This window comes from Corynebacterium sp. UMB2355A (assembly GCF_033877495.1).
Lineage (GTDB): Bacteria > Actinomycetota > Actinomycetes > Mycobacteriales > Mycobacteriaceae > Corynebacterium > Corynebacterium pseudogenitalium.
In genome coordinates, this window is the sequence record NZ_CP138855.1 from 407,110 (window position 1) to 428,179 (window position 21,070).

General features: G+C 59.4%; 21 protein-coding genes and 1 pseudogene. 4 read left to right on the plus strand and 18 right to left on the minus strand.

Annotated elements, in window-relative coordinates:
- Positions 1 to 2: 2 nt before the first annotated feature.
- The 3 genes and pseudogenes from rnc to R0V12_RS02015 form a co-directional block, all read right to left on the minus strand.
- A pseudogene (rnc, locus tag R0V12_RS02005) lies at positions 3 to 787 on the minus strand (ribonuclease III).
- Complete coding sequence (locus R0V12_RS02010; protein ID WP_070362261.1) at positions 784 to 1,320, minus strand: YceD family protein; 537 nt, start codon at positions 1,318 to 1,320, stop codon at positions 784 to 786. Before R0V12_RS02010 ends, rnc begins: the two are co-directional and overlap by 4 nt.
- Positions 1,321 to 1,383: 63 nt before the next feature.
- On the minus strand, positions 1,384 to 2,115 hold the full coding sequence (locus R0V12_RS02015; RefSeq protein ID WP_070363481.1) for a DivIVA domain-containing protein: 732 nt from the start codon (positions 2,113 to 2,115) through the stop codon (positions 1,384 to 1,386).
- Between the two features lie 74 nt (positions 2,116 to 2,189).
- Here R0V12_RS02015 and R0V12_RS02020 point away from each other — a divergent pair, with 74 nt between their 5' ends.
- Positions 2,190 to 3,314 carry a glycerate kinase family protein gene (locus tag R0V12_RS02020; RefSeq protein ID WP_256000299.1) on the plus strand — a complete coding sequence of 375 codons (1,125 nt, stop codon included), beginning with the start codon at positions 2,190 to 2,192 and terminating at the stop codon, positions 3,312 to 3,314.
- Here the strand turns inward: R0V12_RS02020 and R0V12_RS02025 are convergent.
- Positions 3,284 to 3,682, minus strand: a complete 399-nt coding sequence (locus R0V12_RS02025; RefSeq protein ID WP_320072721.1) for a hypothetical protein — start codon at positions 3,680 to 3,682, stop codon at positions 3,284 to 3,286. The genes R0V12_RS02020 and R0V12_RS02025 overlap by 31 nt on opposite strands.
- Positions 3,683 to 3,721: 39 nt before the next feature.
- Here R0V12_RS02025 and R0V12_RS02030 point away from each other — a divergent pair, with 39 nt between their 5' ends.
- The 3 genes from R0V12_RS02030 (at position 3,722) to R0V12_RS02040 (ending at position 8,860) form a co-directional block, all read left to right on the plus strand.
- On the plus strand, positions 3,722 to 5,044 hold the full coding sequence (locus tag R0V12_RS02030; protein ID WP_176754849.1) for a DUF4921 family protein: 1,323 nt from the start codon (positions 3,722 to 3,724) through the stop codon (positions 5,042 to 5,044).
- 97 nt (positions 5,045 to 5,141) lie between these two features.
- The gene (locus R0V12_RS02035) at positions 5,142 to 6,398 is read left to right on the plus strand and encodes an amidohydrolase (RefSeq protein WP_320072722.1); all 1,257 of its coding nucleotides are present in this window, start codon (positions 5,142 to 5,144) and stop codon (positions 6,396 to 6,398) included.
- 65 nt (positions 6,399 to 6,463) lie between these two features.
- Positions 6,464 to 8,860 (plus strand): glycogen/starch/alpha-glucan phosphorylase, encoded by a 2,397-nt coding sequence (locus R0V12_RS02040; RefSeq protein WP_320072723.1) that lies wholly within the window; start codon positions 6,464 to 6,466, stop codon positions 8,858 to 8,860.
- Between the two features lie 140 nt (positions 8,861 to 9,000).
- Here R0V12_RS02040 and pyk read toward each other — a convergent pair whose 3' ends face one another.
- The 14 genes from pyk to hisD form a co-directional block, all read right to left on the minus strand.
- Positions 9,001 to 10,446, minus strand: a complete 1,446-nt coding sequence (pyk, locus tag R0V12_RS02045) for a pyruvate kinase (protein ID WP_320072724.1) — start codon at positions 10,444 to 10,446, stop codon at positions 9,001 to 9,003.
- A 110-nt stretch (positions 10,447 to 10,556) separates the two neighbouring features.
- Positions 10,557 to 11,447 (minus strand): prolipoprotein diacylglyceryl transferase, encoded by an 891-nt coding sequence (lgt, locus tag R0V12_RS02050; RefSeq protein ID WP_320072725.1) that lies wholly within the window; start codon positions 11,445 to 11,447, stop codon positions 10,557 to 10,559.
- 18 nt (positions 11,448 to 11,465) lie between these two features.
- Positions 11,466 to 12,260 (minus strand): hypothetical protein, encoded by a 795-nt coding sequence (locus tag R0V12_RS02055; RefSeq protein WP_070362256.1) that lies wholly within the window; start codon positions 12,258 to 12,260, stop codon positions 11,466 to 11,468.
- A gap of 103 nt (positions 12,261 to 12,363) precedes the next feature.
- Positions 12,364 to 13,008, minus strand: coding sequence for a TIGR02234 family membrane protein (locus tag R0V12_RS02060; RefSeq protein WP_070362255.1), 645 nt, complete (start codon positions 13,006 to 13,008; stop codon positions 12,364 to 12,366).
- Complete coding sequence (gene hisI / locus R0V12_RS02065) at positions 13,005 to 13,376, minus strand: phosphoribosyl-AMP cyclohydrolase (protein WP_320072726.1); 372 nt, start codon at positions 13,374 to 13,376, stop codon at positions 13,005 to 13,007. The genes R0V12_RS02060 and hisI overlap by 4 nt, the downstream gene beginning before the upstream one ends.
- The gene (gene hisF / locus R0V12_RS02070; protein ID WP_070478840.1) at positions 13,376 to 14,149 is read right to left on the minus strand and encodes an imidazole glycerol phosphate synthase subunit HisF; all 774 of its coding nucleotides are present in this window, start codon (positions 14,147 to 14,149) and stop codon (positions 13,376 to 13,378) included. The genes hisI and hisF overlap by 1 nt, the downstream gene beginning before the upstream one ends.
- Positions 14,150 to 14,219: 70 nt before the next feature.
- Entirely contained in the window at positions 14,220 to 15,044 is an 825-nt protein-coding gene (locus tag R0V12_RS02075) for an inositol monophosphatase family protein (protein ID WP_320072727.1), read from the minus strand.
- 5 nt (positions 15,045 to 15,049) lie between these two features.
- On the minus strand, positions 15,050 to 15,799 hold the full coding sequence (gene priA, locus R0V12_RS02080; protein WP_320073004.1) for a bifunctional 1-(5-phosphoribosyl)-5-((5-phosphoribosylamino)methylideneamino)imidazole-4-carboxamide isomerase/phosphoribosylanthranilate isomerase PriA: 750 nt from the start codon (positions 15,797 to 15,799) through the stop codon (positions 15,050 to 15,052).
- A 44-nt stretch (positions 15,800 to 15,843) separates the two neighbouring features.
- A complete protein-coding gene (gene hisH, locus R0V12_RS02085; RefSeq protein ID WP_256005147.1) occupies positions 15,844 to 16,497 on the minus strand; it encodes an imidazole glycerol phosphate synthase subunit HisH in 654 nt (217 codons plus the stop codon).
- Between the two features lie 11 nt (positions 16,498 to 16,508).
- Entirely contained in the window at positions 16,509 to 17,735 is a 1,227-nt protein-coding gene (locus R0V12_RS02090) for an MFS transporter (protein WP_083290931.1), read from the minus strand.
- Between the two features lie 76 nt (positions 17,736 to 17,811).
- Positions 17,812 to 17,988: a hypothetical protein gene (locus R0V12_RS02095; protein WP_168156151.1), complete on the minus strand. Its 177-nt coding sequence runs from the start codon at positions 17,986 to 17,988 to the stop codon at positions 17,812 to 17,814.
- Positions 17,989 to 18,591: an imidazoleglycerol-phosphate dehydratase HisB gene (gene hisB, locus R0V12_RS02100; protein ID WP_320072728.1), complete on the minus strand. Its 603-nt coding sequence runs from the start codon at positions 18,589 to 18,591 to the stop codon at positions 17,989 to 17,991.
- Positions 18,581 to 19,711: a histidinol-phosphate transaminase gene (locus R0V12_RS02105; protein WP_256005149.1), complete on the minus strand. Its 1,131-nt coding sequence runs from the start codon at positions 19,709 to 19,711 to the stop codon at positions 18,581 to 18,583. Before R0V12_RS02105 ends, hisB begins: the two co-directional genes overlap by 11 nt.
- A 2-nt stretch (positions 19,712 to 19,713) precedes the next feature.
- A complete protein-coding gene (hisD, locus tag R0V12_RS02110) occupies positions 19,714 to 21,027 on the minus strand; it encodes a histidinol dehydrogenase (RefSeq protein WP_070478832.1) in 1,314 nt (437 codons plus the stop codon).
- Positions 21,028 to 21,070: the final 43 nt, after the last annotated feature.

Below are 21,070 nucleotides of genomic sequence, written 5' to 3' on the forward strand. Positions count from 1 at the left end.
AGCTACGCCTTGTCTTGGGTCTGCTGCTCAAGAACGAGCGCTTCCGGGTGCTTCTGAAGGAACGCCACTGCTTCCCTGGCTGCTTCTTGCTCGGCGAGCTTTTTGTTATGCGCCACTCCACGTCCGCGGTTTTCACCAAGAATGATCGCGTACGACGTAAATTCGAGGTCGTGCTCGGGGCCTTCAGACGTCGTTTCGTACTCTACCATTGGGATGCCACGTTCCGCGAGGCGTTCCTGCAGCACAGTCTTCCAGTCTTGCCTGTGGCCGTGTGCCGTCGCGTTGTGGAGCTTCTCGTGGAAGAGCTTAAGAATTACGTCGCGGGCTGCTTCGAATCCGTGCTGCCGATAGATCGCGCCAAAGAGCGCCTCCGTCGTATCGGCGAGGATGGACTCTTTGTCCCTGCCACCGGTATGCAACTCGCCTTTTCCAAGCAGCACGTACTTACCAAGCTCGATGCCACGGGCGACATCCGCCAACCCGTAGCGTGACACAATTGAGGCCCGCATCGGGGAGAGCACCGACTCGGAGCTCGAAGGGTAGATCTCGAAGAGCTTCGTGGCTACGGTCAGACCGAGCACTGCGTCTCCGAGAACTCAAGCCGCTCGTTATTTGGCAGGTAGTCGTGCTCGTTGGCAAAGGAGCGATGCGTCAAGGCGAGTCGCAACAGTTCGTCGTCCAGCTCCACACCCAGCCACTCGAGCAGAGGCGCATGGTCTACTTCGGAGAACGCGCTGTTCCACGCTTCTTCGCCGCTGACGCGATTCTTCTTTGAACGTCGGCTCATAGGAACTTCTCCAATCCAGCCCAGCGCGGATCCACCGCGTCGGTTGCTTCGCCGCTGATGCCGTCTGGTGCCGGAACATCGCTGTCTTCGGGGCATGCAGGCTGGCAGGTCGGGTTAAACGGCAGTGTGAGGCCAGCTTCGTCGACGAAGGCCTGCTCGAGATCAACCGTTTCTTCCACGATGCGCATGATCTCATCCCCGGATCCTGCGTCTTCCTCTACTTCTTCATCACCCTGGATGAAGTCGTCGCCGTTAGAAAACACCTGGGAGACACGCAGCGTTTCCGTCGGCTGCAGGGTGCGCAGGCAGCGTACGCACTGCCCTTCCAGTACCGCGGTCACGGTGGCGTCGACCATCACGCCAGAACCAAGCGGGGTCACGGTAGCGTCAACGGCCACCTCCTGGCCTTCCGGAATTGCGATCATCTCTGGCCCGATGCGGGAGGGAGCTGGGCCCACGTTGTGGACAACTACCGGCATGCCGTCGCCGTGCAGAGCGTCAGCTACTTGAATAATGAAAGGATTTTTAGCCATAGCAACCCAAACTCTACATCGGTTTTCTTCCGGAAGTGCTACCTGGTTTTCTCTTGTGCGTTCCTAATGCTCGCCGTAGTCGTAACGCTCCGCGCGTTGGCTGCCGCCTGAGACGCCGGCGCCACGCCGGAGCGCAGAACGGTCCTTAGATACTGTGCGAAGCACTGCGGAAAGTGACTCCTCAAACTCCGCAAGCTTGGAATCCACAAACTCGTCGCACTCCCCGCGCAGACGCGAGGACTCCGCGTGCGCCTGCTCGACCAGGCGGTGCGCCTCCTCGTCTGCGCGACGCATGACCTCTGCCTCGGAAACAAGGTGTTCCTGCTGCGCCAAGCCCTCATCAATTGAGCGCTGGTATTCTTTCTGACCGTTTTCAACCAGGCGCTGAGCTTCTTCCTGTGCTCGCGCCACGGTGGCTTCCGCGTCTTCGCGTGCGCGGCTGACCATATCGCGGGAGTCCTCTTCAGCGTTGGTCACCAGCATGGTCGCGTGGGACTGGGCGTCGTCAATCATTTCTTGAGACTGCTCGTTTGCCTCATCCATAATGTGCTTCGCGTCTGCATTGGCTTGAGCCACCAAATCGTCCGCGCGTTCCTGTGCACCATGCAAGATAGCGTCCTGCCGGTCGAGGACATCTTGAGCGTCGTCCATCTCATTCGGGATTGCGTCACGAATATCGTCTAACAGCGCAAGCACTTCGTTGCGCGGCACGAGGCAAGAGCTTGATATTGGCACGCCGTAGGCCTGCTCAACGATTTGGACGAGTTCATCAAGTGCTTCAAAAACGCGATACATGTCGGTCATCGTACCCGAGAACCACTGCGCTGAGTGTGCAACACAACGGAAGGTATGCACTACACTTTGCCCTCATGGATGAAGCATTGCGCACCCCAACCACAGTCACCATCGCCCCAGACGCATTCAAAGGCACGGCGTCGGCTGAGCAGGCCGCAACGTGGATCGGAGAAGGCGTCCGCGAGATATTAAAGGACGCAACCATCAAACTCGCCCCAATGGCCGACGGCGGCGAAGGCACCTCCGAACTGTTCAAGGGCGAGCGCATCACCCTGCCCACCACGGACGCCGCGGGGCGCCTCACGGAGGCTACCTACACCTATGATGCCGCTTCAACCACAGCGTTTATCGACGTCGCTGCCGCCTCTGGGCTACCCGCCGTCGCAGATTCACCAGTTCCGTTGACCGGCGATACCTACGGCACCGGAGTGCTCATCGCCGACGCACAAACCCGTGGCGCAACACGGATCGTGCTCGGCTTGGGTGGCTCGGCAACCACCGATGGCGGCACCGGCATTCTCGTAGCCCTTGGCGCGAACCCCGTCGACGCTGAGGGCTATCAACTCAAGCCTGGCGGCGGCGACCTCGAGCGCCTCGCGGACCTCGATACCGCAAAGGTCAACATTCCCGCAGGCGCGCTCGACTGGGTACTACTCACCGATGTGGATTCGCCCGCTACGGGACCGGAAGGCTCCGCCGCTGTATTTGGACCTCAGAAGGGCGCTTCCGAAGAAGACGTGGCCAAGCTCGACCGCGGGCTGGCCAGGCTGTGCGAAGTAGCAGGTCTCGACCCCACTACTCCGGCCTTCGGGGCTGCGGGTGGAATCGCGATCGGCATCACCTGGCTATCAACGCTCCTGCACGGCGATGCCAGCCACGTCTCCATCTCCCCCGGTGCGCCCGTCATCGCGAACGCCAGCGGGCTCGCAGATCTTATCGCACAGTCCGGACTCGTCATCACCGGCGAGGGACGCTATGACGCCCAAACCGCCGCTGGCAAGGTTGCCAGCACGGTAAGCGACCTTGCCGCTGATGCAGGTGCTGTCTGCGTAATTGTGGCGGGTAGCTTCGACGCCGAACCCGCTGGTGAAGCAATCGCAGTCCCCCTTGAAAACATCGCTGACACCAGTGAGCAACTCCGCCGCGCAGGCCGCGAGGCGGCGATTCGTTACCTGAACACCTCGACGGTCCAGGGGTAAAGTGCAGGCGCCTCAAACTGGTCTTGCTGCTCCAACGCGACGGGGTCTGATGGAAGCTGCGCTCGCGGGGTCAGAATCCGCGACAGGCCCATCGCCAGGCTGTTCAGGCTCCTCGCGCCTTCAACCTCGATGTCGTAGCGCTGGAGGGCGGCACCCTCTTCTTCAGCCGAGACCTGCCTGTCCTGCACGTATGTTGCTTCCAGTTCCTCGGTGACCTCGCTAGGCAACGCTACATGCGGGGTGTACACAACATTTCCGGCAGTGAGTTTTTCGCGCCGCACCAAAATATCGATTGCGCGCTGGTACGCCTCCGCCAACTTTTCTGCCGACGCATCGGGGGCCAACACATGGAACTGAATGATCGCCATGACGAACAGGCTAATACACCGGGGAGTAACGTAGCAGGTATGACTTTTCCAGTGCACTCGTATCGTGACGCCCTGACGACCATGGCTGACGGCACGATCAAGCAAGTCAACCCATTTTCCGGCACCGAGGTTTGGACGGTCCCAGGCAGAGGAAACCGGCCCCTTTCCCACCCCTCAGGAACCCCGCACCCGCTCAGCGATTCCGACTTTCACGAGCACTGCAACTTCTGTGACGCCCACCAGCTTCGCACCCCACCAGAGAAGTCACGCATGGTTCGCACCCGGGATGGTTGGGAGATCGTCCGCAACGCGATGCCCGAAGAGCTCGACGCCACCACCGCCGAGTTCCGCCGCGTACCGAACCTCTTCGAGATAGTCTCCTACGACTACTGGGCAAAGAACTACGGCTACAGCATGCCCCAGTCCCAGCAGGAACACATGGACCGCTACCTCGCGGACCCCGCCGGCAAGGCCCACGTCCTCGACATCGTTCGCACCCGCCTCAAGGCCTCCGGAGAGAATCCCGACCGCGACGAGGCGTCACTCTTGGAGATCGCGCCCGCGTATTTCGGCGGCGGTCACGACGTCATTATTGCTCGACGCCACTTCGTCGACGGCGCCACCGACGACACACAGCTAGCAAGCTCCGGAACACTCACCGAAGACGAGCACGGGGCTTTCTTCAAGTTCACAGTTGATTCCCTCCACGACCTCGTCGTAAAGAATCCCTACTCCCCGTACGTCGTAGTCTTCCAAAACTGGCTTGCGCCTGCTGGCGCCTCCTTCGACCACCTGCACAAGCAGCTCGTCACCGTCGACGCGCGTGGCGTGCAGGCCGAGATGGAGATTGCAAAGCTGCGCCAGAACATCAACATGTACAACGAATGGGGAGTGAACTACGCGTTCTACCACAACCTGGTGATCGCGGAGAACGACTTCGCAATCGCCATCGCAGGCATCGGGCACCGCTACCCCACTGTCTCCATCTATTCCAAGTCCGCAACCTGTGCACCATGGGAGCAGTCGGAGCAGGAAGTGCGCGGTCTGTCGGACCTCGTGCACGCGATCCACGCAGCGATGGGACCCGAGGTCGCGTGCAACGAGGAGTGGCACTACCGGCCTGTGGATCTGGACCTTCCGATGCCATGGAGGGTGAACATTAAGTGGCGTATTTCTACACTCGCGGGGTTCGAAGGCGGCACTAAAATCTACGTCAATACGCTTTCCCCGTTTGATGTTCGTGACAAAATGGTGGACAAACTCTACCGACTCCGCGATGCCGGGAATGTGACAAAGTCGCTGCGTATTGCCACAGAATGTGCCCCGTCACGCAACTCTCTCCTCTACAACCCAGTCCTTTAGACCAAAGTTGTTTATACCTTCCTCCCAAAAGACTGGTATTACTTAATGTGATGGTAGTTAAGCAAGCACGTGCGGAGTGACGCACAGAGGGACGTACATGATCAACATCAACGATATTCTCAACAGTTACGTCGTTGACGAATCGTGGCAGCGTGCATTCTACGAATTCATGCACACCACGCCCGAGCTATCGATGCAAGAAGAGGAGACGCACCAACGGCTCCTCGCCGAACTTACCCAGTTCGACTGCGAAGTAATTGCACCGATTGGGGGCTACGGAATCTGTGCGGTCTTCCGCAACGGTGACGGGCCAACTGTACTGTTCCGTGCCGACTTCGATGGGCTCCCAGTTACGGAAGCTACCGAAGTTCCATACGCTTCAAAGAAAAAGGTGCGTCTTGAGGACGGCACGAGCGTCGGCACCATGCATGCTTGCGGCCATGACATGCACACCACGGCACTTCTCAGTATGTGCAGTTTTATGGACAACACCCGCCACGCCTGGCGTGGGACGTTCATTGCACTGTTTCAACCAGGAGAAGAGCTGGGGGTAGGGGCAGAAGCGATGGTCAATGACGGACTTCTGGAACGCATCCCACGTCCTGACGTCTGCTTTGGCCAGCATGTGATGCCCGGACCTGCGGGAACCGTGATGTCAAAAGCGGGTCCCCAGTTCGCGGCATGTGACTCCATCAGGATTACGATCCCGGGGCGAAGTGCGCACGGCTCTATGCCACACAACGCCATAGACCCAACGTTTACGGCAGCGATGATCATTGCCCGCCTGCAAGGTCTCGTAGGCCGGGAAGTCGATCCTTCTGACTTCGCAGTCGTCACCGTTGCCAGTTTGCACGCTGGAACGACGAACAACATTATCCCCGACTCCGCGGAACTCGTACTCAACTGTCGCTTTTATCAAAACAAGACAAAAGAGCAGATGTACGCCTCCATCGAGCGGGTTGTTCGCGCAGAGGTGCAAGCATCGGGTGCCACCGAAGCGCCTACGTTCGAGTACTTCGCTCACGGAGAACTTATGAGCAATGACGCCGAGGTGTACGCAAAGGTCCGCCAGTCTTTCGACGAGGTTTTCAAGCATGAGTCTGCTGAAGCCGACCGAAAGACAGTGTCTGAGGACTTCCCAGTCATCCCCCTGGCGTTTGACGTGCCGTACTTCTACTGGCTTATCGGGTGCACCCCGAAGGCACAGTGGGATGAAGCCGTTGCGGCAAATAGAGTCGCGGAAGACATTCCAGTCAACCACATGCCGACCTTCTTGCCGGACTACGCACCCACGGTGAAAGCAGCTACCAATGCCGGACTCACGGCAGTTCTGACGTATCTTGCTCAGCCATAGCGCAACGCCGTTCCGGCTGAGCACGACGCATTCCAATTCGACACATCAAGAGATCTGAGGTTTTTATGAAGAACACTGTAGGAACATCGGTACCGGCACTGCAGGACACTGTCGCCGGCCATGTTCGTGGTTTCTCTGGACGCAGCCCGCAGGCATCCACCAATAACAAGTTTTGGACTGGCCTCTCGGCCGCCGTTGTGGAGCAGATTGCCGACAAGTGGGATGCAACCCAAAAGGCCTACTCGGCTACTCGTCAGCAGGCGTACTTCTCCGCAGAGTTCCTGCAAGGCCGTGCACTGCTGAACAACCTCACGAACCTGGGCATGGTGGAAGAGGCTGAGGCTGCAGCAGCAGAGCTCGGCCACAACCTGACCGATGTCCTCGAGGCAGAGCACGATGCCGCGCTGGGCAACGGTGGCCTTGGCCGCCTCGCAGCGTGCTTCCTGGACTCCGCAGTGACGCAGGACTACCCGGTCACCGGCTATGGCCTGCTCTACCGCTACGGCCTGTTCCGCCAGGAGTTCGTCGATGGCTTCCAGAAGGAGCACCCAGATTCCTGGAAGGAATCGTTCTACCCGTTCGTTGTTGAGCGCACCTCCCAGCAGCGCATCGTGAAGTTCGACGACATGACGGTTCGAGCAGTACCGTTCGACATGCCGATTACCGGCTACGGCACCGATAACGTTGGTACCCTTCGTCTGTGGGACGCATCCCCAATCCACGAGTTCGACTACGATGCGTTCAACTCGCAGCGTTTCTCCGACGCCATCCTGGAGCGCGAGGCTGTCCACGACATCACCCGCGTGCTCTACCCGAACGACACCACGTACGCTGGCAAGGTGCTCCGCGTACGCCAGCAGTACTTCTTCGTCTCTGCTTCGCTGCAGGAGATGATCGACAACTACATCGAGCACCACGGCGAGGATCTGAGCAAGTTCCACGAGTACAACTCAGTGCAGCTCAACGACACCCACCCGGTGCTGGCGGTTCCGGAACTCATGCGCCTGCTCATGGATGAGCACGGCCTGGGCTGGGATGAGGCGTGGAACGTCACCACCCAGACCTTCGCGTACACGAACCACACCGTGCTCCAGGAGGCTCTGGAGACTTGGGACGAGTCCATCTTCAAGCAGCTGTTCTGGCGTATCTGGGAAATTGTCCTGGAGATTGACCGCCGCTACCGCCTCGACATGGAGTCCCGTGGCATTGGCCCGGAGGACGCACACCACTACTCCCCAGTCCACGACGGCAAGGTGCACATGGCGTGGATCGCCTGCTACGCTTCGTACTCCGTGAACGGCGTGGCTGCGCTGCACACCGAGATCCTGAAGCGCGACACACTCAACTACTGGTACTCCATGTATCCAGAGCGCTTCAACAACAAGACCAACGGTGTCACCCCACGTCGCTGGCTGCGTATGTGCAACCCGCGTCTCGCATCCCTGCTCGACCGCCTGTCTGGTTCTGATGAGTGGACCACGGACCTGTCCAAGCTGAAGGAGCTGCGCAAGTACGCTGATGATCCTGCAGTGCTCAAGGAACTGCGGGAGATCAAGGCTGCTAACAAGCAAGACTTCGCTCGCTGGATCGAGCAGCGTCAGGGTTCTGTCATCGACCCGGACTCCGTCTACGATACGCAGATCAAGCGTCTGCACGAGTACAAGCGTCAGCTGATGAACGCGCTGTACATCATCGACTTGTACTTCCGCATCAAGGAAGACGGCGAGACCGACGTACCGAAGCGCACCTTTATCTTCGGCGCGAAGGCTGCACCTGGTTACACGATGGCAAAGGGGATCATCAAGCTCATCAACGCCATCGGCGAGCTGGTGAACAACGACCCAGTCGTCTCGAAGTACCTGCATGTGGTCTTCGTGGAGAACTACAACGTCTCCCCTGCTGAGCACATCATCCCGGCAACGGATGTTTCCGAGCAGATCTCGACGGCCGGTAAGGAGGCGTCGGGCACCTCGAACATGAAGTTCATGATGAACGGTGCGCTGACCTTGGGCACGATGGACGGCGCAAACGTGGAAATCGTTGACGCTGTCGGTGAAGAGAACGCCTACATCTTCGGCGCTCTCGAGGAGGATCTGCCTGAGCTGCAGCGCTCCTATGACCCGAAGGCTACCGCCGAGCAGACCCCAGGCCTGCACCGTGTGCTCAACGCACTGGTCGACGGCACCCTGGACGACTGCGGCACCGGCGCGTTCCACAACATCCGTGCTTCCCTGCTCGAGGGCTTCGGCTTCGACGAAGCCGACGTCTACTACGTGCTGGGTGACTTCGCGGACTACCGCGAGACCCGCGACCGCATGGCCAAGGAGTACTACGAGGACCCAGATGCATGGGCACGCAAGTGCTGGATCAACATCTGCGAGTCCGGTCGTTTCTCCTCTGACCGCACGATCCGCGATTACGCGAACGAGGTCTGGAAGATCGAGCCGACGCCGATTAACTAGCCTGTAGCGCCTAGTACCAAAGGCCTGCCGCTGTTGTTTCGCGGCAGGCCTTTTATATGTCCCCATGGATTTAGCGAGCTACAAGCCGAGATGAAAAACACCCCGGAGCAGCTGCTCCGGGGTGTTCTCCGATTAGGAACTTAGTCCTGTTCCTCTTCCTTCTTCTTCGACCAGTAAGCCTCCTCGCCCAGCTGGTGGACGTGGACCGTGTTGGTCGAACCTGCAACTCCTGGCGGAGTACCTGCAACCATCACCATGGTGTCATTCTCCTGGTACTCATCCATCGCCAGCAAGTACTTGTCGACGGTGGCGATCATGTCATCCGTGCTGTGCACCGGAGGGCACAGGAAGGTCTCCACGCCCCAGGTCAGTGCGAGCTGCGAGCGAACCTCCTGCTTCGGAGTAAACACGAGCAGCGGCAGGTCTGGGCGCAGGCGCGCAACGCGTCGAGCGGTGTCGCCGGTCGCGGTGAACGCCACGATTGCGCGTGCGTGCAGACGGTTTGCCACATCGTTCGCCGAGTAGGAGATCACACCACGGCGAGTACGCGGGATGTGGTTCAGAGGCGGCACCTTGTCCATTGCCTCAGCGGAACGGACAATGCGGCTCATCGTGCGGACCACGTTGTGCGGGTCAACGCCAACGGAGGTCTCACCGGAGAGCATGACGGCGTCTGCACCGTCGAGCACGGCGTTCGCAACGTCGGAAGCCTCAGCGCGCGTCGGACGCGAGTTATCAATCATCGAATCCAGCATCTGCGTAGCGACGATGACCGGCTTCGCGTTTTCACGAGCGATCTGGATGACGCGCTTCTGCACACCTGGAACAAGTTCAAGCGGAATTTCAACGCCGAGGTCGCCACGGGCAACCATCACGGCGTCGAATGCCAGGATGATTGACTCCAGGGCGTCGACTGCTTCTGGCTTCTCCAGCTTCGCGATGACTGGGACACGACGGCCAACTTCGTCCATGATCTCATGAACCAGGTCAACATCTGCCGGCGAGCGCACGAAGGACAGCGCGACGACGTCGACACCCATCTTGAGTGCGAACCGCAGGTCCGCCTTGTCCTTCTCAGACAACGCCGGGACGGAGATGTCCATCCCCGGCAGGGAAACACCCTTGTTGTTGGAAACAGGGCCACCTTCGGTCACGCGGCAGACAACGTTGTTGCCGTCGACTTCGACACAGACCAGACCGACCTTGCCGTCGTCGACGAGCAGGCGATCGCCCGGCTTCGCGTCCTTGGCGAGGTTCTTGTAAGTCGTCGAGACTCGGTCGTGCGTGCCTGGCACGTCATCGACTGTGATGCGGACCGTTTCGCCCGTCTCCCAGACGGTGGCGCCTTCTTCAAAGCGCCCAAGACGGATTTTCGGACCCTGAAGGTCGGCGAGGATGCCAACTGCGTGTCCCGTTTCATCGGTGGCTTCGCGGACCCAGCGGTAGTTCTGCTCGTGGTCCGGATAGTCGCCGTGGGAGAAGTTGAGGCGGGCGACATCCATGCCGTCGCGCACAAGTCCGAGGATTGCTTCTTTGCTGGCCACAGCAGGGCCAAGCGTACATACGATCTTTGTTCTTCTATCCACGAGATCCAACCTAGTAGCGATTCAACAATTACCGGTGGTTTCAAGGCCAGATAGTGTGTGAATTCTCCACTGCCGTATCGTGTGGCCTATCTTCCACTTCGGATACCACCCTACCCCGAATCACGATTCGTATCATCATTATCGTTGTGAGCGAGTTCCTTCTCGGCTTCTCTCCCACGTGGCAATAGGAAGAAAATCCCAAGTGAAACAACAAAAAGCAGGCCTGAAACCCACGTGTTCACACGCAACCCCAAAATTAGTGTTGCGGCGTCAGTACGCATCAACTCGATTGCGAATCGGCCCATCGTGTAGCCAGCAACGTATAGCCAAAATACCCTGCCGTGTCCGAGCCTGAAGTGCTTATCTGCCCAAAGCAGGAAAGCAAACACAAGCAGATTCCACACCAACTCGTAGAGGAACGTCGGGTGAACGCTCGCGATGACCTCACCGGTAGAACGCCCTGTCAGCGGAGCGAACGCCCCTTGCTCGTCAACGCGGTAGTAGATATCCAACGCCCACGGTACCGTCGTTTCAGCACCATAGAGTTCCTGATTGAACCAGTTCCCAAGGCGTCCCACGGCCTGGGCCAACACGATGCCTGGCGCCAGCGCATCCGCAACAGGCCCAACAGCAATCTTCTTCCACCGCAGCAGCAACCACACGCTCGCCGCGCCCAGTGCGACTGCGCCCCAAATACCCAGTCCTCCAGCAGTAATGTTCAGAGCTTGTAGGGGATCTTTCCCGGGGCCGAAATACTTCTCGTGGTCCGTCAGCACATGGTAGAGCCGACCACCAACGATGCCCATTGGAATAGCGACGATCGCCGCGTCCCAAATCACGTCGGGATCACCACCACGCGCACGATAGCGTCGCGTGCCCACCCACATTGCAAGCAGGATGCCGGTGATGATGCACAGCGCGTACGCCCTCACCGGGAGCCAGCCAATGTGCCACACACCCTGTGGTGGCGAGGGAATGTTTGCCAGAATCGTAGTTTGCACGCCCCCTAGTGTGCCTGATTATCGGCGGGAAGCGCACGCGGGGTGTCGCCCGGCGGTAGCAAGTGAGGGAATAGCCGCTTCGGCATTCGCCAAAATGGCGTCTGCTCCTGCGGCAGCGACGTTAAACAGATCACGCGGAGTCAACACATCCGCCATCATCACCACGCGGATCTTGCTCGGAAGGCCTGCAACAAGCTCACCCAGCGCGAAGTGATCAGTCTCCCCCGATGGACGTTTCGGGGGCACAACAGCCAGCACCGATGCGCCCGCCCGAAGCGCACGTGCCGCCTCCTCAGCGTCTCCGACTTGTACGAAGGCCGACATGCCAAGCGTCTCCGCTCTATCTAGCAACGCCTCCAGTCGCGGCTGCTCAAGAATATCTGCACGAAGCACAAGCGCATCGGCTCCATAGCAGCGAGCCTCGTGCACTTGGTACGGATCAACAATCGTATCCAAGCTCACCACCGGTATATGCACTGCTGCCCTCGCTGCGTCCATCTCAATGTTCGCGACCTCACGGCCAAACAGCGCACCCGAACACGCGAGCAGCTGCGCCCCCTGCATCTCAAGCTCCACTGCGGCAAGTGCCGCTCGGTGAATCCGCTGCTGCGTAGTCCGGACGCCGTGCTGGTTGTACTGTACCTGGGCAATAATTGCGCATCCGTCTGAGTCAACGGCCGCGTATGCGTCGCGCGCAGATGCAGCTGCCCGCGAGCGATCCTTCACCTCTTGGAACGACACCAAGGACTCACGGCGCGCGACCTGCCGCTGCACTGCAGCGAAGAGATCGCTGTGTACATCCGTGGCACACATACTCGCCTCCCGCGTGACTCCGAGGTGAAAGCCTATTGTTGCAGTTGCCAGCGTAGCCCGCGCGTATTTAGTTCATGAAATTTCACGGGGGTATACCGAATATTTATCGGCGTGCCTCATCATCCGTAGGGTCAATTCCGGAGTCCAAGGCGTCCCACATCACGCGCCCAGAGTCCGGCCGAGCTTCGAGATCTTCACCGAGCTTTTCACGGCGCACAGCCTCTGTCTCATACTTGTTGAGCTTCGCGGAATCTACACCGGGCCGCATTACTACCGTGAGCGCTCCAATAAGCCCCAGGAGCGCCCCCAAGATGACCAGGTAAATGCCAGCGCTATGCTGCTGCACCTGTGTGATCTCCGCCCACGCGGCAATCGCCCCGTCACTGGCTGCTCCTCCCTGCTCCCCGCTTCCGGCACTCAGCAGTGTGTGCAAACGCTCCAAGTCAGGCTCGGCTAATAAGGTTCGCAAGCCCGATACGCCGGCGCCCACAGCGCCTAGTGCGGCCACCACACCTACTATTCGACGCCCAACTCGCCGCAGCGCGAATATCGCAATCATTGCAACGATCAGAATGAGCGCCACTGCCGCGATCTCCGTAGACCACATTGAACCATCGACGGTAGTGGTACTGGCTCCAGCGCGGTCGTCGAAAACTTCGACAGTAAACCAGTCCATCCTGGACCCCACCCACGCCAGCGCGCCACCGACGCCCACCAGCAGTGCGCCGACGCGGTTCGCCGTATTCACCTAATATCCTCCAACAGCAGATCTGCATCGAAGCACGTACGGTCCCCCGTATGGCAGGCACCATCCGTCTGGATCACCTTCACCAGCAAGGTGTCGCCGTCGCAGTCGAGGCGCACCTCGCGGACCTCTTGCACAGCGCCACTGGTGAGCCCTTTTACCCAGTATTCGTTACGGGAGCGAGAGAAGTACGTCCCACGTCGCGTTTCCAGCGTGTACGCCAGCGCCCGCTCATCCATCCAGGCCATCATGAGGACCTCACCGGTGTCAGCAGCCTGCACCACGGCGGGAACCAGGCCGCGGTCGTTCTTCTTCAGCCGAGCAGCAATTGCAGGATCCAATACGGCATCTTCTGGTCGTAGTTCAGTCATCAGCGAACCTCAAAGCCCTCATTCCGAAGCGCATCCTTTACTTCCGCGATGCTCACTTCGCCGAAGTGGAAGATCGACGCCGCAAGTACGGCGTCTGCGCCCGCTTTTACTGCTGGCGGGAAGTCTGCAGCCTTGCCAGCGCCACCGGAAGCAATCACCGGGATGCTTACCGCTGCTCGAACCTTCTCCAACAGCTCGAGATCGAACCCTTCCTTGGTCCCATCTCCGTCCATCGAGTTCAGCAAGATTTCCCCCACACCCAGGTCTTGTCCAGTGCGAGCCCACTCCACCGCGTCGAGACCAGCCGAACGCGTACCACCGTGCGTGGTCACTTCAAACCCAGACGGCTGCGGAAGCCCACCATTCGGCACGCGACGCGCGTCGACAGACAAGACAATGCACTGCGCTCCAAACTTCTCGCTGAGCTCACGCAGTAGCTCTGGCCGGTGAATCGCCGCTGTATTCACACTGACTTTGTCCGCGCCAGCACGCAGCAACTCAGAGACGTCTTCGACGCTTCGAACGCCTCCGCCAACGGTCAGCGGGATAAATACCTGCTCTGCGGTCTTACGGACGACCTCAAGCATCGTTCCACGGCCCTCACGCGACGCAGTTACGTCCAAAAACGTAAGCTCATCAGCGCCTTCCAGTCCATACCGCTGAGCAAGTTCTACGGGATCACCAGCGTCCCGCAGGTTTTCAAAATTTACGCCTTTTACTACCCGCCCGTCGTCCACGTCGAGGCAAGGAATCACACGGATTGCAACAGACAAGGTAATTACCCTCCATACATGTTTTGTGCCACGCTACTCCAGCTCGCAAATACGTTCCGGAAACTACATACTACCGCGAAGCACTCTGCCTATCAGGGCTTTCAAAGCACCGTTGGACCGTCGCGAGCGCAGTCGCATGGGCAGCATTCGTACCAATGACAGCCCCCATCGACGACATCTCCCATGGCTGCCCGTACACGTCAGTCACCGTCGCGCCCGCGCAGCGACCGAACAAGACACCGGCCGCGTTATCCCACACGTGCGGGGAGAAACTCACGCTGGCCTGGAACACACCCGACGCCACAAACGCCAAGTCCACGCCCACTGAGCCAGTCATGCGTGGTCGCAGTGAGGTGGCAGCCAATTCACCGACGAAGGCCAAGCGGCCTTCCGCTGGAAACGCAGCGCGATCATCCGAACCAACGGTTGCAACGCCTACCTGAGCGGCCGTCGTCGAAGGATCAACGCCCTGTGGGAGCGCAGGCAATGGGGCGCCGTCAAGCACAACGGGCTCACCCGAGATCGCATGCATGCGGTGCCCCAGCAATGGCATGTCGGTCACCGCGACGACCGGTTGGCCGTCGATAAGGAGCGCTACCAAGATCGCGCACATCGGGTTGCCACACGAGTAGTTCGAGGTGCCGTCGATAGGATCGAGCACCCAGCACGCCTCAGCGTTGAGGTCCCCGCCGTGTTCCTCCCCAAACACGGGGATACCGGTCGCTTCCGTCAAGCGTTTCCTCAGCAACGTTTCAATGGCGAGATCCGCTTCCGTGGCAAAGTCACCTTCGCCCTTAAAGAGCGCTGGAGCTGCACCGATATGTGTTCGAAACAGCTCGGCGGCTTCATCGACCGCCTCTAACGCAATAGCTCGGTATGCCTGCAGATCCCGCACGCTGTTTACTCGCCCTTCGATACCTTTGCGACGGCCTCCAGCGCCTCACTCAGCGTGAAGCGCTTCTCGTAGAGAGCCTTGCCGATAATGACGGAGTCGATCCCTTCATCGGTATACCGGGCCACTTCTACGACGTCGTCGAGAGTCGCGATTCCGCCCGAGGCAGTAATCTGAGCGTCCGTCGCTGCGGCGACCTCCCGCAACAGTGCAACATTCGGCCCGGCTAGCGTGCCGTCCTTGATCACGTCGGTCACCACGAAACGGCTGCAACCAGCGGCATCGAACCGCTCCAGAACCTCCCACAGATCACCGCCGTCGGACGTCCAGCCGTTCCCCTTCGTACGCCACTCACCATCAGTTTCACGCACCGCGATATCAATCGCGATCTTGTCGCCGTAGCGCTCAATTGCCTTACAGGTCCACTCCGGATCCTGTAGCGCCGCGGTACCAATATTGACGCGCTTCGCTCCGGTGGCAAGGGCCCGCTCCAACGTGGCGTCGTCACGAATACCACCCGTGAGCTCGACAGCGATACCCAGCTTCGCAGTGATATCCGCCATCAACTCATGGTTCGAGCCACGCCCAAACGCGGCGTCCAAATCCACGAAGTGCAGCCACTGCGCCCCCTGCTCTTCCCAGCGACGAGCAGCCTCCAGGGGATCCCCGTAGCTCTTCTCCGTCCCAGCTTCCCCCTGGTCAAGCCGCACGGCCTGACCTTTAACAACATCAACAGCAGGCAACAAGGTAAAAGTCATGGTGCTCATCTTATCCAATCTAACTCAGCCAGGTTCGGCGCTCGCTACAGAGTCTTCACCCAGTTTTCCAGGAGATGAAGTCCTGCGTCACCAGACTTCTCAGGGTGGAACTGCGTCGCCCAGAGCGGACCATTTTCGACGGCAGCCACAAACTTATCTCCACCGTGCTCCGACCAGTGCACAAGTGGCGGCGCAATGAACTCATCCGCTTTCAGCGTCCATTCGCGAACGCCGTACGAATGCACGAAGTAAAAGCGCTCGTCTATATTAATGCCGTCGAACATGCGCGAGCCGCGAACTATGTCGACGGTGTTCCACCCCATGTGTGGAAGCACAGGAGCCTGGAGCTTTTCAACGGTCCCCGGCCACTCTGCTAATCCAGCGGTATCAATGCCATGCTCGACTCCGTGCTCAAAAAGGATTTGCATACCAACGCAGATACCCAGCACAGGACGACCACCTGCAAGGCGCTGTCCGATGATGCGCCCCCCTTGCATTGCCTGCAACCCACGCATGCATGCATCAAACGCGCCAACCCCCGGCACTAACAGGCCGTCAGCCTCCACCGCGATCGCCGGATCGGCAGTAACGCTGACGCGCGCGCCAACTTGTTCTAGCGCACGCTGAGCGGATCGGATATTTCCTGCCCCGTAGTCGAGCAGCGCAACATGGGGTTGTGGCATGTCGTTAGCAGTCATGAAGATTAATTCTAGCGCCCGTTCCGCCGATAAAGGCGCGGGGGCTGAACATTTTTCAGCCGCACGGACAAGTTATTAACTTCGACGACGCGGTGCTTGCCCAGCTGCCTATCCAGCAACGTAATAACTACGCCAATAAGGATCACGGCCGCCGCCAGACCAAACATCGGGGTAAACATCATCATTGTCAGCAACATGCCGTACATCGTCGACCCCAGACCTGTTCCTCCGTCGAATGCGATATTCCAAATCGCAGAGGCCTCAGAGCTCTTCGAACGGGGCAAGCGATAGAACATCAAGGTGAGCGCCTCGTTCTGTACCGCGCCGAATCCAACACCGTAGATCAACGCTGCCAACGCCATCCACCACACCGGCAGATCAAGAAGCAGAATGAGCGCGATGAGAAAGACACCACCTGCAGCAATGAACTGGCACGGAATGAGAATGCTGCCTGGGTATCCCTTGCGGTCCATGACCTGACCCGCTGCGTACCGCGACAACATAGAAGCGAAGTTCATCACGCCCAGCATCACACCGCCAAGCGCCGCTCCCTTGGCCGGATCGAGATCGCGCATCGCCGCGGGAAGGAAGTTAGTAATTGCGCCATACGCTGAGGTGACGAACATCAAGGCCATGCCCGGAACAAACACAAGCCGCCACATCGGTACGTGCACGTGCGCCACGCTCAACTCATCGCGGTCCGCTTGTGGCACAGCTGGGATGAACATGCATGCCACCAACGAAATGAGGCCTACGCCCGCTGCAATGTAATACACCGCGTTATACCCAATGACGTTGACCAGGGCGAGGCCCGTCGGCAAGCCGACCATCTGAGACAAGCCCACCATGATGCCCAGCGTGCCGGTCGCCCGCCCCAACAAGCGACGCGGTACCAACTCAGCGACGACGGCTGCCTCCGCTACCGTCAGCGCGCCAAACCCAACACCGCGGATCGCGCTCACAGTCAGCACTGTTCCGGCTTCCATTCCCAACGCGTAGGCGAACGCCGGAACACCCAAGAGCAAAGAAGACAGCCCCATAATCAGGCCAAACCCGAACTTGCGCAGCAGCGCAGGTGTCGCCATCTGTGTAAGCACTGTAGCGAGCATGAACACACCGGTGGTAAGCCCGGCCAGCGTTTCGGTTCCTCCTGCATCGAGCACCGCCGTAGGAATCACCGGTAGCAGCACCGCCCATGCGGCGAACGCTGCCATCACCGCGAGCAGGACGGGCTTCATGCCGCGTGCCTTCCAAACACTCGAGACCGAGTTGATTTCCTCAACAGTAAGCGGTGTTGGTGGGAAGAACTTCAAACTACATAACCTCCATCATTGCCATGATCGCGAATGCGAGCGCCAGCGCAGTAGCCAAGGCTAACACTGCAGTCGGCACCCTCAATCCACGCTGGTACGTTGACCACACTCCGCCTGCGAGCACACCCGCCAACACGAAGAGGCCAAGCACTCCCATACTTGCTGGAATGCCTCCCACCTATAACGCACCCTTTGTCGACGGCACACCCGTAATCTTTGGGTCTGCATCCACTGCAGCTCGCAAACTGCGGGCCACAGCCTTGAATTCGGCTTCCGTAATGTGGTGCGGATCGCGACCATAGCGCACATTCACGTGCAAGGTCATTCGGGAGTTATACGCAAGCGTCTCAAAGAAATGGCGATTTATCACCGTGGCGTAGTGCCCGCCGATGACCTGCCAATCCATATGCTCCGGCTCACCGTTCATCACAAAGTACGGACGCCCAGACAGATCTACAACTGCCTCAACGAGCGTTTCGTCCATCGGCAACAGCATCGAGCCAAAGCGGCGGATGCCACGCTTGTCCCCGATCGCATCCAGTAGCGCCCACCCGAGCGTGATGGCGGTGTCTTCCACCGTGTGGTGGGCATCGATCTCCGTGTCGCCTTTCGCCTTCACCGTGAGGTCGAAAGCACCGTGGGCTCCGAATGCGGTGAGCATGTGATCGAAAAACGGCAATCCGGTGTCAATGTCAGTCACGCCTGTGCCGTCGAGATCGATGGACACAGAGATGTCGGATTCAGACGTCTTCCTGTGTGCGGTCCCTACCCTATTCGCCATGAAGTACCTTTCTTGCTGCCTCTAGGAAGGCATCGTTTTCGCTATCAAGTCCAACCGTCACTCGCAGGTGACCTGCGACGCCAACGTCACGAATGAGTACGCCACAGTCGAGGAACTGCTGCCACGCTGCATGGGTCGAAGTGGCGTCGCCAAACGGGCCGAAGAAGATGAAATTCGACGAGCTCGGCACAACCTTGTAGCCCATCTCTTCCAGCGCTGCTTGCACGCGCACGCGCTCCTGCGCCAACTTGTCAACCGTCGCGAGCGTGTCCCCGGCGTGCTTCAGCGCCACGCGTGCAGCGACCTGGGAGAGCACCGAGAGGTGGTACGGCAAGCGAACCAGCATGACGGCGTCGATAAACGCCGGTGCTGCAACGAAGTACCCTAGGCGCGCGCCTGCGAAATCGAACGCCTTCGACATCGTGCGCGACACAACGAGCTTCTCTGGATACGTTGCCAGCAGCGTCGTTGCGGACGGGGAATCCGAGAACTCAGCGTACGCCTCGTCAATAATCACGATGCCAGGTGCAGCCTGAACAATCTTTTCGATGTCTTCGAGTGCAGTCTCACCGCCAGTTGGATTGTTCGGCGTAGTGATAAAGATGACGTCCGGCGCGTGCTTTTCGACGGCCTGCACGGCCTGCTGCACATCGATATCGAAAGATTCGTTGCGATCAATCGGGATAAACTCGGTTTGCGTTCCCGCCGCAAGGATTGGGTGCATCGAGTAGCTAGGCACGAACCCCATGGCACTGCGTCCGGGGCCACCGAAAGCTTGCAACAGCTGCTGCAAAATCTCGTTCGAACCGTTTGCGGCCCAAATGTTGTCTTTGCTGACCTGGACGCCCGTCTGCTTCGACACGTATGCAGCCAAGTCTTCCCGAAGCAACACGGCGTCGCGCTCTGGGTAGCGGTTGAGCGACCGTGCCGCTGCTTCAACCTCGGCAACCAGGTCCTGAATCAACGCCTCAGAGGGCGGGTACGGATTCTCGTTGGTGTTCAGCGCGACAGGCACTTTCAACTGTGGGGCGCCGTATGGGTTCTTTCCTTGCAGCTCGTCGCGAAGTGGTAGCGATTCGAGCGTGACGCCCTTCGCGATCGTCGAGGGATCAGTAGACATACTTACTTAGCTCCGTTTCCTCGTGCCTTAATGGATTCACCGTGTGCAGGAAGCTGCTCTTCCGCAGCCAGCACCATGATGTCCTCAGCGATCTCCGCCAACGCTGCCTTGTCGTACTCGATGAGATTGACAGGCTTCAGGAACGTCAGGGTGGACAGGCCGGGGTTGAAGCGCGCCGTCCCGGATGTCGGCAAGACGTGGTTCGAGCCAGCCGCATAGTCACCGAGTGGGACCGGTGAGTATGGACCGACGAAAATTGCGCCCGCGTTTCGAACTCGCTCCGCAACCGCGCGAGCATCGCGCGTGTGCACCTCCAGGTGCTCTGCTGCGTAAACGTCTGCGACTGCGACAGCCTTCTCAATATCATCGACCAGGATGATGCCGGACTGCTTACCGCCCAGCGCAGTAGAGGCGCGCTCAGCGTTGAGCGTTTCCTTCGAGCGCTGCTCAACGAGTTGGCCGACTTCCTGCGCCAGGGCCTCTGAGTCGGTGATAAGCACACTAGCTGCTTGCTCGTCGTGCTCTGCCTGCGAAATCAGATCGAGCGCCACGTATTCCGCATTCGCGCTATCATCGGCGATAACCGCGATCTCGCTTGGGCCGGCCTCCGCGTCAATGCCCACCGTGCCGTTGACTACGCGCTTCGCGGCAGCAACGTAGATGTTCCCCGGTCCGGTCACCATATCAACTGGTTCCAGGCCGTGGGCATCATCGCCGTACGCCAGCAATGCAATCGCCTGGGCACCACCGACTGCCCACACTTCATCGACGCCGAGCAGCGCGCACGCGGCGAGCGTCGTTGGGTGCGGCCAGCCGCCGAACTCCTCCTGAGGAGGAGTGCAGACCACCATGCTGTCCGTCCCCGCCTCCTGCGCAGGAATCACGTTCATGAGCACGCTCGAGGGGTACACTGCCTTTCCACCTGGAACATAAAGTCCCACGCGCGAAACAGGAATAAATGTCTCGGTGACAGTTGCGCCATTCGCAAGCGTCGTAGTGTGTGGCTGCGGCTTCTGTTCAGCGTGTACCTTGCGAATCCGCTCGATCGCGACTTCAAGCGCGGAGCGCAGCGCAGGATCAAGCTTGTCGACGGCCTCTTTGATCACCTCCGACGGCACCCGCACGGATGCTGGACGGATCCCGTCGAACTTCTCTCCGTATTCGAGTGCCTTTTCGGCACCGCCTACGCGAACCTCTTCAACGATCGGCGTAACTGCGGGAAGCACGGCATGGACATCAACGCCACCACGTGGCAGTGCCCTGCGAAGTTCGGCGGTCGTTGGGGTTGTCCCCCGGAGGTCGGTAACTCTCAGCATTTTCGTGTCTCCCAGATTCAACAAATGAGCACAATACGTACCG